This is a genomic window from Peribacillus sp. NPDC101481 (assembly GCF_044767165.1).
In the GTDB taxonomy this organism is placed as follows: Bacteria; Bacillota; Bacilli; order Bacillales; family DSM-1321; genus Peribacillus.
On record NZ_JBIWNJ010000004.1, the window covers coordinates 94,831 to 109,790 of the forward strand.

12 protein-coding genes and 1 riboswitch are annotated in these 14,960 nt (G+C 41.0%); of the genes, 4 read left to right on the forward strand and 8 right to left on the reverse strand.

Annotated features, from left to right (window positions below; all coding sequences use genetic code 11):
• Positions 1-74: 74 nt before the first annotated feature.
• Together ACIROD_RS22145 and ACIROD_RS22150 are read right to left on the reverse strand one after the other, a co-directional pair.
• The gene (locus tag ACIROD_RS22145) at positions 75-1,097 is read right to left on the reverse strand and encodes an LLM class flavin-dependent oxidoreductase (RefSeq protein WP_402944347.1); all 1,023 of its coding nucleotides are present in this window, start codon (positions 1,095-1,097) and stop codon (positions 75-77) included.
• 133 nt (positions 1,098-1,230) lie between these two features.
• A complete protein-coding gene (locus ACIROD_RS22150; protein WP_402944349.1) occupies positions 1,231-2,142 on the reverse strand; it encodes a LysR family transcriptional regulator in 912 nt (303 codons plus the stop codon).
• Positions 2,143-2,604: 462 nt separating this feature from the next.
• On the opposite strand from ACIROD_RS22150, the gene ACIROD_RS22155 reads away from it, so the two are divergent.
• Positions 2,605-2,817: a hypothetical protein gene (locus ACIROD_RS22155; protein ID WP_101224840.1), complete on the forward strand. Its 213-nt coding sequence runs from the start codon at positions 2,605-2,607 to the stop codon at positions 2,815-2,817.
• Between the two features lie 81 nt (positions 2,818-2,898).
• Here ACIROD_RS22155 and ACIROD_RS22160 read toward each other — a convergent pair whose 3' ends face one another.
• The gene (locus ACIROD_RS22160) at positions 2,899-4,248 is read right to left on the reverse strand and encodes an FAD-binding oxidoreductase (RefSeq protein WP_402944354.1); all 1,350 of its coding nucleotides are present in this window, start codon (positions 4,246-4,248) and stop codon (positions 2,899-2,901) included.
• Between the two features lie 319 nt (positions 4,249-4,567).
• Positions 4,568-5,956 (reverse strand): amino acid permease, encoded by a 1,389-nt coding sequence (locus ACIROD_RS22165; protein WP_101224842.1) that lies wholly within the window; start codon positions 5,954-5,956, stop codon positions 4,568-4,570.
• A 502-nt stretch (positions 5,957-6,458) separates the two neighbouring features.
• A riboswitch (glycine riboswitch) is annotated at positions 6,459-6,537 on the forward strand.
• A 206-nt stretch (positions 6,538-6,743) separates the two neighbouring features.
• Between ACIROD_RS22165 and ACIROD_RS22170 the strand changes: the two genes are divergently transcribed.
• From ACIROD_RS22170 to ACIROD_RS22180, 3 genes are all read left to right on the forward strand, one after another.
• Entirely contained in the window at positions 6,744-8,087 is a 1,344-nt protein-coding gene (locus ACIROD_RS22170) for an amino acid permease (protein ID WP_230177817.1), read from the forward strand.
• Positions 8,088-8,358: 271 nt separating this feature from the next.
• Positions 8,359-8,559, forward strand: coding sequence for a DUF3311 domain-containing protein (locus tag ACIROD_RS22175; RefSeq protein ID WP_048685209.1), 201 nt, complete (start codon positions 8,359-8,361; stop codon positions 8,557-8,559).
• Positions 8,556-10,034 (forward strand): sodium:solute symporter family protein, encoded by a 1,479-nt coding sequence (locus tag ACIROD_RS22180; protein WP_402944358.1) that lies wholly within the window; start codon positions 8,556-8,558, stop codon positions 10,032-10,034. The genes ACIROD_RS22175 and ACIROD_RS22180 overlap by 4 nt, the downstream gene beginning before the upstream one ends.
• 138 nt (positions 10,035-10,172) lie before the next feature.
• Here the strand turns inward: ACIROD_RS22180 and ACIROD_RS22185 are convergent, their stop codons facing one another.
• The 4 genes from ACIROD_RS22185 to ACIROD_RS22200 form a co-directional block, all read right to left on the reverse strand.
• Positions 10,173-10,379: a hypothetical protein gene (locus tag ACIROD_RS22185; RefSeq protein WP_057278651.1), complete on the reverse strand. Its 207-nt coding sequence runs from the start codon at positions 10,377-10,379 to the stop codon at positions 10,173-10,175.
• A 276-nt stretch (positions 10,380-10,655) separates the two neighbouring features.
• Positions 10,656-12,140, reverse strand: a complete 1,485-nt coding sequence (argH, locus tag ACIROD_RS22190) for an argininosuccinate lyase (protein WP_402944362.1) — start codon at positions 12,138-12,140, stop codon at positions 10,656-10,658.
• A gap of 15 nt (positions 12,141-12,155) precedes the next feature.
• On the reverse strand, positions 12,156-13,844 hold the full coding sequence (locus ACIROD_RS22195; protein ID WP_230177822.1) for an ABC transporter permease: 1,689 nt from the start codon (positions 13,842-13,844) through the stop codon (positions 12,156-12,158).
• Positions 13,841-14,953, reverse strand: coding sequence for an ABC transporter ATP-binding protein (locus ACIROD_RS22200; RefSeq protein ID WP_402944367.1), 1,113 nt, complete (start codon positions 14,951-14,953; stop codon positions 13,841-13,843). The genes ACIROD_RS22195 and ACIROD_RS22200 overlap by 4 nt, the downstream gene beginning before the upstream one ends.
• Positions 14,954-14,960 lie beyond the last annotated feature (7 nt).

The following is a 14,960-nucleotide window of genomic DNA, read 5'->3' on the forward strand; positions in this document are numbered from 1 at the left end:
CGATACTCCTCCTTTAATTAATCGGTATTTAGCTTTGCTGATATCTAGCATCTTGCCTATTTACTGAAGACTTTTTAATTTTGGCTCGTAACGTGTTTCTGTTCAGATAAGGCTAATTGAAGTGGACTCAACAATCGGAAAGATCTTAACCTTTCTGCTTCCTTTAAAATCGGCGAATGTAGGATGAACTCATCTACCCCATATTTTTCATGTAAATTTGTTAATACCTCTTTTACATATGAGGGAGTTCCGGCAATAATATTGGAATCCTGTTCTTCAATTTCGTAAGACTCCCCAGATTGTTTCCCAAATAACTCTGCTTGCACCAGTGTTTGGACCGTAACAGAACGACCGCTTTTAAGATGTACTTTCACAATCTTCTGATCACCTGTTAACTGTTCTGCTTCTTGTTGTGAAGGAGCAGCAATCACTGAAACCGATACCTTAAAGCTCCCAGTTGGAAAGTTACTTTGGTAAATGCGTGAAGCATCTTCGAGTACAGTCTCATTACTATTGATAAATCGGGCAAATACATAAGCTATACCAATATCGGCTGCTAGCCTGGCACTGTCAGCACTTGCACCAAGCAGAAACATCTTTGGCTTTTTTGAAGGGAGTGGTGTCGCTTGAATGCCTGCAAGCGGGTGAGTTTCATTAACTGAATTTTCGATTATTTCTTGCAAGAAAGATAGCCGCTCTTCGAAATCTTTTCCATCATTCACAGTTCCAAACTGTAGTGCCTTCGTTGATAAGGGGAGACCACCTGGTGCCTTTCCGATGCCAAGGTCTACCCTGCCTGGCGAAAGATTTGATAACACGTGAAAGTTTTCCGCCACTTTATATGGACTATAATGCTGAAGCATAACACCTCCGGACCCTACCCGAATCGATTTTGTTTGGGCTAATAAATAAGAAATCAATACTTCCGGGGAGGACCCCGCTAACTGTTCGGCATGATGATGTTCCGATACCCAGAAACGAGTATAACCCCACTCTTCTGCATGTCTAGCCAGATTAATGGTTTGCTGTAGTGCATCAAATGCTGAAGCTCCTGGAAATATCGGGCTCTGGTCTAAAATGCCAAGCTTATAACTCATATTCTCTCCTCCGTTTTAATTCAAAGTTTACTTATGCGAATAATTATATTTTGACATATCCTATCACCTAAAACATGCTAATGGCAATGGTTTTACTAATAGAAAAAAATATTGTATTGATAGAAAATATCTATCAATTCGATTGTACCTGTAATTGCTGATGGTTTTTCTCAAATTTCCGAATTGATAAAAGAATGTCTTTCCATAGTAAGGGTGATTCCAACCCGTGATTTAAATGCGTTAGATAGATATGCTGCTTTATCTTGATTAAATGTGACACATCCACTTCAACCAGAGTGCCCTGTTCCAACTCTTTTTTAATACATAAGTACGGTAAAAATCCGATACAGCTTCTGCTAAGAATTAGCGACTTCGCCACTTCCAGGTGATCAACCTGAAACTCAATGCGCGGCTCTACATTAGATACTTCAAAAATTTTATGAACGTGGTTCCAGTCAAATGCACCACACTCAAAAAATACCAACGGCTCCATTGCTAATTCCTGTACTGTTAGCTCAGTTTGAAGTTGAAATGGATGTCCTGGATACACGACTAAACGAATCGAATTATCAAGGGTCTTGTAATTTTGCAAACCACTATGTGTAACATCCTTCATAAATGCTATATCAACCTGTTTCTGAAGCAATTTTTCCACTAATACATCATTTGTTGCTGAAATAAATTTAAAGCGTAAATTGGGGTTTTCCTTTTTCCATAGAGGAAGAGCATATGGAATAAAGTATTGCGATGTAATGATATTAGCCCCTATCGTTATTTCCTCCAGTTCGCTTCCTGTTTTTAACTGCTTTTTCCCCTGGTGAAAGGTCCGAATAATTTGATCCGCAAATGGAATGAAGGCTTTCCCTTTTTCGGTTAAAATTATCCCTCTCCCTTGCCTCTCAAATAGTACTGAATCGAGTTCACTCTCAAGCGTCTTAATTCTTGCCGAAACCGTCGGTTGTGATAAAAACATTGCCTCTGCGGCTTTATGAAAACTATTAAGGTGAACAACATACATAAATGCCTCAATATGATCAATATTCATCTTGCCAACTCCTTTTACCAAAATGAACGCAAAAAGCTCCTGTTCGCTTATCGCGTTCAGGAGCTTTTGGTTGTCCAATCAGCTCATATCTTATAATTATTCTTTCTCCGATTTTAATCTTATAAAACCAATAAGTAAAGTGTAATTTAATTAACTAACAACCAACAAGTCACGATATCTTTATTGCGATCTCATACAACATGATATTAGGAACGTATATTAAATAAAACTAATAAATTCATTCTCTTTCTGCCCGTTTTCAATCCTAAGGGTGTACCTTTTTCATGAATTTGTATTGTCCATAAATTTGGCATCGTTTATTTAAATGGCTTTTTTGCTTGTTTCAAAATTTCCCCAAGCTGCCCATCCTGTCTGCGTCATATATTTTTTCTCCTTATAAAAAAGAAAAGAAAGGTCATCCTAATGGAGTAATTCCAATAATGACATAAGGAGAGAAGCTACATGCCTCAACAACAAATTGATATCAATCAATTAAACCAAGCAAAGGCAAACGTTACCCTAACACAAACCTTACTTTCACAAGCAATTGAAAAATCTTCCTCTGATCCAACTTTGGCACAAGAAGCCATTAAACAAGCAGCTCAAGAAATCGCACAAGCCCAGTCTTCCGTAAATCAGGTTTACAGTGCAGTTCAAGCTCAGCAAGCAGAATGATAAAATGAAAATAAAAGAGGCCTATCCCAATTGAGGAATAGGCCTTTTAATAACGAATGTTTTTGGTTCATCCAAGCTTTTTCAGACCCACTTCTTAAAAGGCGGTATACTTTGAGGGAATTTAAACGTATTGCATGGATCATATCTCGTTTTAACTTCCCGAAGCCGCTTGAAATTTTCTCCATAGTACGCAGTTGGCCAATCTTCGATGAGGATATCCGGCCAATTCACGTAGTCACCTGTAGTATATGGTGACAATGCGCATTTAAGTTCTTTGATCCACTGGATGTTTTGCCGCTCTTCTTCTGGATTCGTCCATGTAGCCAGATACTCCTGGGCGATGATGGCATCCCGATAATAAAAAGCCGTTTCATTTGGGGACACACGGCCAACTGCCCCTCCTAGGGATTGGTGCCAAATGGCTGCATTTTCATTTGGAGCGTTTTCCAGAAAATGCTTCATCGTCAAGATTGCTTGCCGTTGAAAAGGTTTTTCAATGAAGGACCCCGACCGCTTGCGATGGGCCGGTCGATTTCCACTTGGATCATTAAAGAATTGCACAGCATCAATGTACGGGACTTCCTTTATCATGGTATTTGTTGGAAAACCCGCTCTCGTCAAAGGCTTTAGAAGCTGCTGCAACCTATATGATGGCCCAACAAATTCACCTTGAGCGATAATTTGGTTTACTTCCTTTGACTTGAATTCGATTTCTGAAGTTAAACACTCTTCAACTTGAGGGGCCCAATCCTGCCAGGCTTCAAACACCGCTTCAAAATCTTCCCATCCCCATGTGACGGAGAAAATCGATACCCTTGATACGGGGTGTACCCGAAAGGTAAGAGAAGTGACTATGCCAAAGTTTCCCCCTCCACCCCCGCAGCATGCCCAAAATAAATCACTATTAATTTTCCTATTTGCTTTAATAAGTTTGGCGCCCCTCTTTCCGCACGCCCTTACCATTTCTATTTCAAGCAAATTGTCACAAGTAAGTCCAAAGCGTCTCGATAACATGCCTATTCCACCGCCGAGCGTAAGGCCTACAAGACCAACACCGCTTTCGGTTCCAGCCGGAAGCGTCGTGCCATACTTCCATAGCGTATTATATACTTGACCTAAATCAGCTCCGGCTTCGATTTTTGCAATCATTTTTTCACGGTTGACCTTGATATTGTACATTTCACTTATATCAATGATTAGACCGCCATTCACTAATGAAAAATTTTCATAACTATGCCTGCCGCTCCTAACCCGGAAAGGTGTATGATTTTCCCGGGCCCACTTCAATGAATTCAATACATCATTGGAATTCTGACAAAACACAATGACCTTTGGAAATTTAGAAAAACTTAAGTTATTATTTATCCTGGCCTGCTCATACTCAGCATCATTAGGTGTAACGACCCGCCCGGTAAGCTTTGTTCTTTCCAAAATATACCCCCTCCCTCGGGTAAAGATGATGTTACATCCTATGAAAAAGTCTGTCAGGAAGACACATTCCATAAGCGTCCCACTGCTGGCATCCCTTGTTACGGGGACTAATTAGCTTTACTCGTGAGATTCGCTGATTTACTCGTGAGTTTCGCCATTTTACTCGTGAATTCCACCACTTTACTCGTAAGTTTTGCCGTTTTACTCGTGAATTTCGCTGGTTTACTCGAATTTCGCCATTTTACTCCTGAATTCCAACAATCACCAAAGACAAAAAAGCCCTTCTCGAATTAAGAGAAGGGCTTTCCGATAGAGTTTCTTATCCAGAAATTTCATCATCGGATTTAACATCCAATGGTGTTCGTTTATCCATTTTCAGCATGTAATAACTTGCTACGACCAAGGCTAGGAAAACGATCCCGACAACCAAGGAAATCCGGGTACTAGGATTGATCCACATACCGACCAACACCATCAGTAAGAAGGCAATTGTCGCATAGTTACTGTAAGGGGCCAACGGCATCTTGAACGGATGTTTCTCCATTTCAGCGGCATTTACCTTTCTGAATTTAAGCTCACTGATAAGTAAGACAAACCATGGAATCATCCCGGGTAATACACTCGCACTGTACACATAAAGGAATAATTGCGGCGGTGCAAGGTAATTCAGGATAACCCCGATGCCCAATCCTAATAGTACAGCGATCGTACAATATGCCGGCACTCCATTTTTAGATACTTTAGCAAAGACTTTTGGAGCTTGGCCATTCAATGCAAGTGTGTAAAGCATACGCCCTGCACTGAAAATCCCACTGTTGCATCCAGACATTGCCGCTGTGATTACGACAAAGTTGATGATTCCTGCTGCTGCTGTGATACCTATTTTAGCAAAGGTTGAAACGAATGGGCTTCCTAAGTCATCCAGTTGATCCCAAGGGAAGACTGTCACGATGACAAATATGGCACCAATATAGAAAATTAATATACGCCATATGATTGATTGGATAGCTTTTGTTACGGTCTTCCTTGGATCTTTCGCTTCTCCGGCTGTGATGCCGATAAGCTCAACGCCTTGATAGGATGCCACGACAAGGGAAAGCGCAAAGAAGAATCCTGTCCAGCCTCCCGTAAAGAAGCCGCCATTTTCCCATAGATTCGATAATCCAATCGCATCCCCGCCATTCCCTATTCCAAAGAAGATAAGGCCTAGGCCGGCAACGATCATCAATATGATCGTTATGATTTTTATAAGTGCAAACCAGAATTCAAATTCCCCGAAGGATTTAACTGAAATGAGGTTGGCCGCCCCCAAGATGATCATGGCGACCACACCTGGTATCCAAGCCGGTAAATCCGGGAACCAATATTGCATATACAACCCAACCGCGATGATTTCGGACATTCCGACGATTACCCATTGAAACCAATTGCTCCAAGCAGTCATATAACCTGCCAAAGGATGTATATAGCTGCTCGCAAAGGTTGCAAAAGAACCTGTAGTCGGTTCTAAATAGAGCATCTCACCCATGGAACGCATGATGAAAAATATAAAAATACCTGCGATGGCATAAGCAAGCATTACAGAGGGCCCGGTCCATTTGATCGTGCTCGCCGATCCCATGAATAACCCGACACCGATGGTTCCGCCCAAAGCTATCATTTGAATGTGACGTGCTTCCAGCCCTCTCTTTAATTCCTTGTTCGACATGTTTAACTCCCCCAGATGCAATATCGGTAATGCTTTTCCATCCTTAACACGAACGACTCTCTATTAATTATTGCGGTTAGAAATGCTTTATCGAAAAAAATATCAATAACACTTCAATTATGTTTTCTTATCTTATAATAGTAAATATTCTGTAAAAATACAATTGTATTTTTGAAATAAACAGTTACCAAATATATCTTGGCAATTTCCCTTATCTAAAAATATCATTTCAAAAAAATGATGTTCAATATTTCATAATAGTGATCATCCAAAAAACAAATTTTTCAAGTACCTTAATAAAAATTAAGACCACTATAAAACTACAGCTATTGCCGTTTTCACTTCAAAAAAAACTTGTTGACCTTCCGAAAAATAGATGATAGAATTCCAATATTATTTTATAAGCATAATGAATGATTCAGCAGTGGTAGATTATCACTGACAACATTTATTCACAACCGCATACAAGCAAGCGATGAATGCTATGGATGACACTATAGCAGGAGCAGCTTCTGGAGAGACTGTACAAGTTGCAGCGCCGAAGGATTCACAATCTCAGGCAAAAGGACAGAAGAGTAACGAATGATAAAATTGTTATTCTGAACCCTTTAAGAGATTGGTATTATCCAATCTCTTTTTTTATTGTCCATTTTGTGGTTGGACTAAAAACAACAGCTTTAAAACCAATGGGAAAGGCAAGCTGGACGAAAAAATCAGTCCCTCTCTCCAAGACCATTCAGGTAAATTCATTCACTACCAAGACTATAAAAAGACGGGGGAGTAAGAATTGGCAAAACAAGAATTAAAAAGAGATTTAAAAAATAGACATGTACAACTGATCGCAATAGGAGGAACCATTGGCACCGGATTATTTTTAGGTTCCGGAAAAGCCATACAATTAGCAGGACCTTCCATTTTATTTTCCTATCTGATAATAGGGATTGCCTTGTTTTTTGTGATGAGGGCACTAGGGGAATTGCTCTTATCCAATGCAGGGTATACATCATTCACTGAATTTGCAACCGAATATGTCGGTCCATGGGCCGGCTTCGTGACAGGGTGGACATATTGGTTCTGTTGGATCATGACCGCAATGGCCGATATCATAGCTGTCGGCGTCTATATGCAATATTGGTTCGATATCCCTCAATGGATTCCGGCTCTAATATGCCTAGTCATTCTGTTAGGATTGAACCTTTTGACCGTTAAGTTATTTGGTGAATTGGAATTCTGGTTTGCCATCATTAAAGTAATCACGATCATCGCCTTGATCGTCGTGGGGATCATCCTTTTGATCATCGGCTTCAATACCAATAGCGGAACGGTTTCCCTAACGAACCTATGGAATCATGGGGGCATGTTCCCTAATGGCATTTCTGGATTCCTATTATCTTTACAGCTGGTCGTCTTCTCATTTGTCGGTGTCGAATTGGTCGGGGTTTCCGCAGCAGAAACGGCAAACCCGAGAAAGAACATTCCATCTGCCATCAATAAAATCCCTGTCCGGATTTTACTTTTCTATGTTGGTGCACTATTCGTCATTCTCTGCGTCAACCCATGGACACAACTGGATGCCACGAGCAGCCCATTTGTAGAGGTCTTTGCGTTAATCGGCATTCCTGTCGCTGCAGGGATCATCAACTTCGTCGTTTTGACATCCGCTGCTTCTGCATGCAACAGCGGTTTATTTTCAACGAGCCGAATACTTTATACGTTAAGCAGGAATGGCGAAGCCCCTGCTAAACTGGAAAAATTAAATAAACAGGCTGTTCCGAGCAATGCCTTATTAACATCCACAATCGTTGTATCAATAGGGGCTTTATTAAGCAAACTGATACCTGAACAGGCATTTACCGTCGTGACGACCATCAGTGCCATCTGTTTCATATGGGTATGGAGCATTATCTTGATTTCCCATATCAAATATTCGAAAACAAGGCCTGACCTAAGAGCGAAATCGACTTTCAAGGCTCCTTTTACACCCTTTGTCAATTACGCCATATTAGGATTATTCCTGTTCATCCTTATTGTTATGCTATTCGCTGAAGCTACACGACTATCACTGCTCTTAACCCCAATCTGGTTCATACTTTTGGTAATACTATATAATTCTCGGAAAAAATATAGCTAAAGGAAATAAAGCCTTGAACTCACTATGAATTCAAGGCTTTATCTGTTTTATGAACATATCATTGTTCGGCTGTCTGCGCACAGTTGCTCAAATATATCAGGCAACTGCATTAAATTTTATATCAAAATAGTGTAAGCTAATATATATTATCGGAACTTTTCCGTCATGTATGAATTTTTCATCCCGGTTTGGTTCACCCATCCATCAGTGGCATTGAAGAATAAACCCCATTGGTGGGCGTTTCACTTTATTAAAACGGAGGGGTTTGTTTATGAAGATTATATATATTCTTACTCTAGTTCCTTTTATAGGCATACTAGGATTTCTGCCTTTTGTTAATAAAATAGAACCATATGTATTAGGGATGCCTTTCAATATGTTCTGGATGGCTATGTGGGTGGTCCTTACCTCTGCCATACTGGGCATCATGTATAAGCTGGATCCCAGGAATCGGGAAGGTGACCAGGAATGAATATTGCTCTCTTAATCATTTTAGCATTTTTACTTCTATCGATATTTTTAGGCATACGCTCTTCAAAAGGAAAAGATATGGACTTGGAACAATGGACGGTTGGCGGACGCGGTTTTGGTGCGATATTCGTCTTTCTGCTGATGGCTGGGGAAATCTATACGACCTTCTCCTTTCTTGGCGGCAGCGGCTGGGCTTATGGCAAGGGCGCACCCGCTCTATACGTTCTAATTTACATTACTTTATCTTACGTATTATCCTATTGGCTCCTACCGGAAATATGGAGATATGCCAAGGAAAATAAACTGATGTCTCAATCCGATTTCTTTGTAAGCAAATATAAGAGTCCCGGTTTAGGAATTTTGGCTGCGCTTGTCGGTGTGGTGTCGATGATTCCAGTGATCGTCGTGCAGCTGAAAGGATTGGGGATCATTGTCTCAGAAGCATCTTATGGTGCCATCTCTATGTCTGAGGCAGTTTGGATGGGGGCGATCAGCCTTACCATTTATGTGATGATCTCCGGTATACACGGTTCAGTTTGGACAGCGGTCATTAAAGATATAATGATGGTCGCCATAATAGGATTTTTGGGGATTTATCTGCCGATTCATTACTTTGGCGGATTTCAGCCGATGTTTGAAGCGATTGATGCGGCCAAGCCTGGTTTTCTTAAGTTCCCAGATCAGGGACTTAGCGTATCATGGTTCATCTCCACGGTAATATTACTCGTATTCGGTTTCTATATGTGGCCACAAGTTTTCAGCGCTGTTTATTCAGCACGCAGCGGCAAGGTATTTCGAAAAAATGCAATCATCAGCCCTTTATATACACTCATGCTGTTATTCGTCTTTTTTGTTGGGTTTACAGCAATATTGAAAGTGCCCGGACTCGTTGGGGCAGATGCAGACCTGTCATTGCTGCGCCTTTCGATCGAGACCTTTGATCCATGGTTTATAGGCATAATCGGCGGAGCTGGATTATTGACTGCATTGGTGCCGGGATCCATGCTTTTGATGAGCGTCGCTACACTGCTCGCGAAAAACGTCTATAAGGAATTTGCACCTGCAGTATCCGATTGCCATGTTGTACGATTGGCAAAGTTCCTTGTTCCAGTCATCGCCCTTATAGCCGTCTACTTCACCTTAAACGGCGGCGAAACGATGTCAGCATTAATTCTTATGGGATACAGTCTAATCACACAGCTTTTCCCATCCCTGCTCTTTAGTCTGAAAAGGAATAATCCGATCAATAAATTTGGCGCAATCTCCGGCATCATTTCAGGATTGGCCATCGTAATTTGCATTACACTCAGTCATTCGACAATAGGGACCTTGTTTCCATCCTTGCCGCAAGCAGCGAAAGATTTGAATGTGGGAATCATCGCATTGGCAGTCAATTTCATTGTGATGATCGCAGTAAGTCTGGCTTTCAGAAAGCAAGCGATTCAGTTGGAACCTAAATCCGTTAACGAAATATGAAGAAACTTTGAAACCGGTTATTTTGGATAAATAAACATCGGAAGGCTCAGTCAAAAGACTGAGCCTTCCTTATTATCGGCATCCAAGCATAGTGTCCTTTTTCTCAATATTGTTTATAGGAAACCTCATTTTAGACTATTAATCTTTTCTGTTTATAAACAAATCCCCTATTTTAACTAATAAATACAACGAAAAAATAATCATCAAGGTTCTGGATACTACCAGACCATCAATAGCTAAATCATATCCACCTCTTAATAAAACTTCCGGATTCAAACAAAAAGTAATCGATATTACGAAAGCTATTAAAATCAGGATAACACCGAACTGAGATCTATTTGACATTAACATTCCGCCTTATATTATATATTTTCCAAATAATAGCATTATTTTTAGAAATAATCTACATTCATTATCACTAGGGATATCTCAGTTGCAATAAAAATCCAAAATAAATAGCCACCCTGATAGAATGACTATATATCATAAAATATGAAGCTTTCTCAGTAAAATTCATCGAATTGCTTCCGAGCCAACAAAAAATACTCTCTTCAGAAGGTTCATGCTTTTACTCGTGAGTTTCATGCGCGTCAAGACTCATTTCCCTTTAACAACATACCTTTAGTAATCCACTAAAGCCTTCCTGCCATCATTCAATGCTTTGACCATTTCCTTGTATTCCTGCAAATCATGTTCCTGTTTTTGTTTTCTATTTACAATCATTCTCGTAACCTCTTTTGGGGAGGGCCCGCCTTGAATGCTTCTGATTTCCACAAAATATTCGGGAGAGATTATTTTTTTCCATTCATCTTCTGCTATGTTCACTGAAACGAATTCATTGATGATCTTGTTGATTTCTTTTGTGTCCCAATCATATAGCTCTTTCCCTTCACTAATTGACCGTTTTGCAATATGACTGGCTATGGAGTGGGCTTTTCTAAAGGATATGTCGTAATCTCTTGATAGGGTATCCGCTAATTCAGTAACCGTTATACTGGATTTTGCGGCCATTTTCTTTGTGTGTTCTTCATTTACTTTCAAGGTTGACATGACGGCATACATTAGTTTCATGACACGTCCTGCATTCGAAAAAGCCCGATATAAATGCGGCTGTAAATCATCTTCCGTATCGACGATATCACCAAATGGTGTATTGTGGATCATATTCATTGCAGCAAGTGCATCACCATACGCACTGCTTGCAATCGAACGGGAATGTTCAATGGAGACTGGATTTCTTTTTTGCGGCATGATGCTGCTCACTTGAACATAAGGGTCCGCCACATGAAAGGTTCCAAACTCCCTTGTCACATGCTGCAGGAAGTCTTGAATCCATCTTCCTGTATTGACCATGCACGTCATGATGGCAGTTGCGGTTTCCAATAAATAATCCGCCCCGCCAATCGAGTCATAGGAATTCTCAATCACCGAATCAAATCCAAGCAGTTCAGCCGTACGGTTCCGGCTGATCGGAAAACCGGTGGTCGTTAACGCGGCCGCGCCCAAAGGGGATTGGTTAACCGTTTCATAGGCTGCCCATAACCGGCCAATATCCCTTTGAAGCACATCATATATTGCCAAAAAGTAATGTCCTATCGTAGTCGGCTGAGCCGGTTGGGTATGCGTGTAACCAGTTATATAGGTTTCTGTATGTTTTTCAGCCTGCACCAAGAATGCTTCACTCAATTGGTTTGCATAGCCAATCAATTGGAGTAGATGACCTCTTAAAACAAGCCGGTACATGGCGACTCCCATATCATTACGACTGCGGCCGATATGAATCTTCCCTGCAAGTTCATGACCGATTTCCTCACCGATCTTTGCCTCCATCATGAAAAATAAGTCTTCGAACTGGGGCTGATAGGTCAACTGCGCTAGATCTGTTTGAGCCACTTTCCGAATCCCATCAAGCATGGTCTTCGCCTCTTCTTCTTTAATGATCTTTTGTTCCGAAAGCATGATGACATGTGCCCGATGAATATCGAACATTGCATGAAATAAGTAATCTCTTTGATCATTAAAAACAGGCATCAGAAGCTCTCTAGCATATGTTTTTCCGGGAAAGGCACTACCTTCATTTTTGATAAATTCTTCAAGCCTGCTCATCTTTTAACCTCCGATTTATAAAGCTCTTTCCGCTTTGATTCCAAAAAACTTGTTCGAAATAAAGAGAACGATTACAATCAGCGTGATTTGAATCATCCCATAGGCAGCTGCCTGCCCCATATTGAACATCCGAAGCTGATTCATGATTTCAATGGATATGGGCCTGTTAGAAATTGTGTACAACAGGACCGACGTCGGGAATTCCCCCACAGATTCGATAAATGCCAATAATGTCCCTGATAAAACACCAGGCATAATAATAGGAAATATGACTTTTCTGAAGGTATAAAACCACTTTGCCCCCAAGTTTCTGGCTGCTTCTTCAATCGAGTCATCCAGCTGCTCCAGAACGGCGTTAGTCGAACGGACAACGAGCGGAATATGCCTGATGAAATAGGCAAGCGGCAAAATCCAAAATGTTCCTACCAAAATTTGACCAAAGGAAAAAACGCTAGGTTCATTGAATGCGAATATCAAGTTCATCCCTATGACCGTTGCAGGCAACGCCCAAGGAATCATGACTAGAATATCGACAAAGCTTTTCCCGACGAATTTCCGTTTGACAAGTACATAGGACGCTATGACCCCAAACACCAGATTTGCCAACGTAGCAATAACCGCCATCAGTAAACTATTTCGTAACGGTTTGAAGATATTAGGGTCTTCAAACAAAAGCCGGTAATTTTCCATATTAAATACTGTTGGATATGTTTGAAATGTCCAGGTTCCATCCGGCACAAGTGAAAGCAATAGAATCGTAAAGTGCGGTAATAGCAGAATGATTACGCCGATGATACCCGTTAAGACCATCACCCATTTCACAAACGGGTTTCTCACTTCACTCCTGTGTGCGCCAATTCCTTTCGAAGCCATGCGATAATCCTTCCTATTTTGATACCAACGCATGAATAATAGAAATGAAATCGAAACGATGGATAGAATGACGGATTGAGTAGCGGCAATTTCCATATCACCATTGATTTTTGAAAAATAAATTTGCAGGCTCAACACCCTATATCCGCCAGCTAATAAAAACGGGGCACTGAAAGAAGCCATCGATATCATGAAAACAAGTAGAGAAGCGGCTACGATGGCAGGTGTCAATAATGGAAATGTCACCTTCCAAAAAACCTTGATTTTATTTGCGCCTAAGTTATAAGCCGCTTCTTCAAGGGAAGGATCTATTTTGTTGATTGCAGCGGATACGGTCATATAAAAATAAACATACATCGTATAGGCATGCACGATAAGGATTCCCGATACCCCGCCAATCTTGAATGGAACCTTCTCGAGACCAAACAGGTCCTTGATGGCATTTGGAATCAATCCCGATTCTCCATATAAAAACATAAAGGCCATGACCCCTACCAATGATGGAAGGACAATAGGCAAAATTGCTGCTGAAGAAAAGAAGCTTCTGCCGGGAAAATCGTAACGGTTAAAAATGAATGCGAGCGGAATGCCAATCAAGGCACTGACCAATACACTCAATAAGGATATATAAACAGAATTCCATAGAGCCTCTAAGTTCGTTTTCGATTCCTGTACGAAGAAGTCCTGATAATTTCCAAGGGATATCGTTCCGTCTTTTTGCAGACTTTCTATAAAGGTCCTCAACGATGGGTAGAGTACATAAGCTACTAGCACCAATAAAACTGGTATAAGGAGCCAAACCGTCAATCTCGTATCTCGATTTTTAATCATGGAGCATCACCACTTATGATGGGAATAAGACGCAGCTGTTTCTCAGGAAGCTGGACATACACTTCCTTTCCTTGATAAAAGTATCCAAAATCATAAGTGTTAAATACGTCGACCCTTAGTAACACGTCTTGAACATCCACCATGACATTCACAACAGATCCAAAGAATTGGACGGAATTTATTTTACCTTTAAAGATATTCTTTCCTTCCTCGATCACATCCAGAATTCTGATTGCTTCAGGACGAATCGAAACAGCAAGGTCAGCATCACTCTGTATGATTGAAATTCCGTCCCTAGCTTGATTTTCCACCTTCAATTTAATCGGTTTTTCACTATTTTTAAGGGCAACCTCTATATTATCTTGTTGGACTTTTTCGACTTGAACGGGCAATAGATTAATCTCACCTATAAAACTCGCCACAAAATCATTGGCCGGCCGATTATAAATTTCTGCCGGCGTCCCGACCTGGTGACATACACCATAATTGAACACAGCGATCCGATCACTCATGGATAAAGCCTCAGCCTGATCATGTGTGACATATATGGTGGTAATCTTATAGTCACGCTGCAGCCTTAAGATTTCCACTCTCATTTCATCACGAAGCTTGGCATCCAGATTACTTAATGGTTCATCCAGCAGTAATATCTCCGGTTCAATGACCAGTGCTCTCGCAAGGGCCACCCGCTGCTGCTGCCCTCCGCTTAACTGGCTCACTTGACGATTCGAGTAGCTCTCCAGCCTTACCTTTTGGAGGGCATCCAGCACTCTCCTCTTTAAGTCAACAGAAGAAACCTTTCTCACACGCAAGCCAAACGCTACATTTTCAAAAACAGTCATGTGGGGAAAGAGGGCATAGTTTTGAAAAACCATGCCTGTATTTCTTTTCTCCGGAGGTACACGCGTCATATCTTTGTCGCCAAATCGGACGACACCTTTTGTTGGATAATAAAAACCGGCAATCATCCGAAGCGTTGTCGTTTTACCGCAGCCGCTTGGACCAAGAAAGGTAAAAAACTCACCTTCTTTGATGTCCAGATTTAAATGGTCAACAGCTATCGTTTTCCCGAAGGCTTTTTGGACATTCTCTATTTTTATTGACGCCATCCCAACG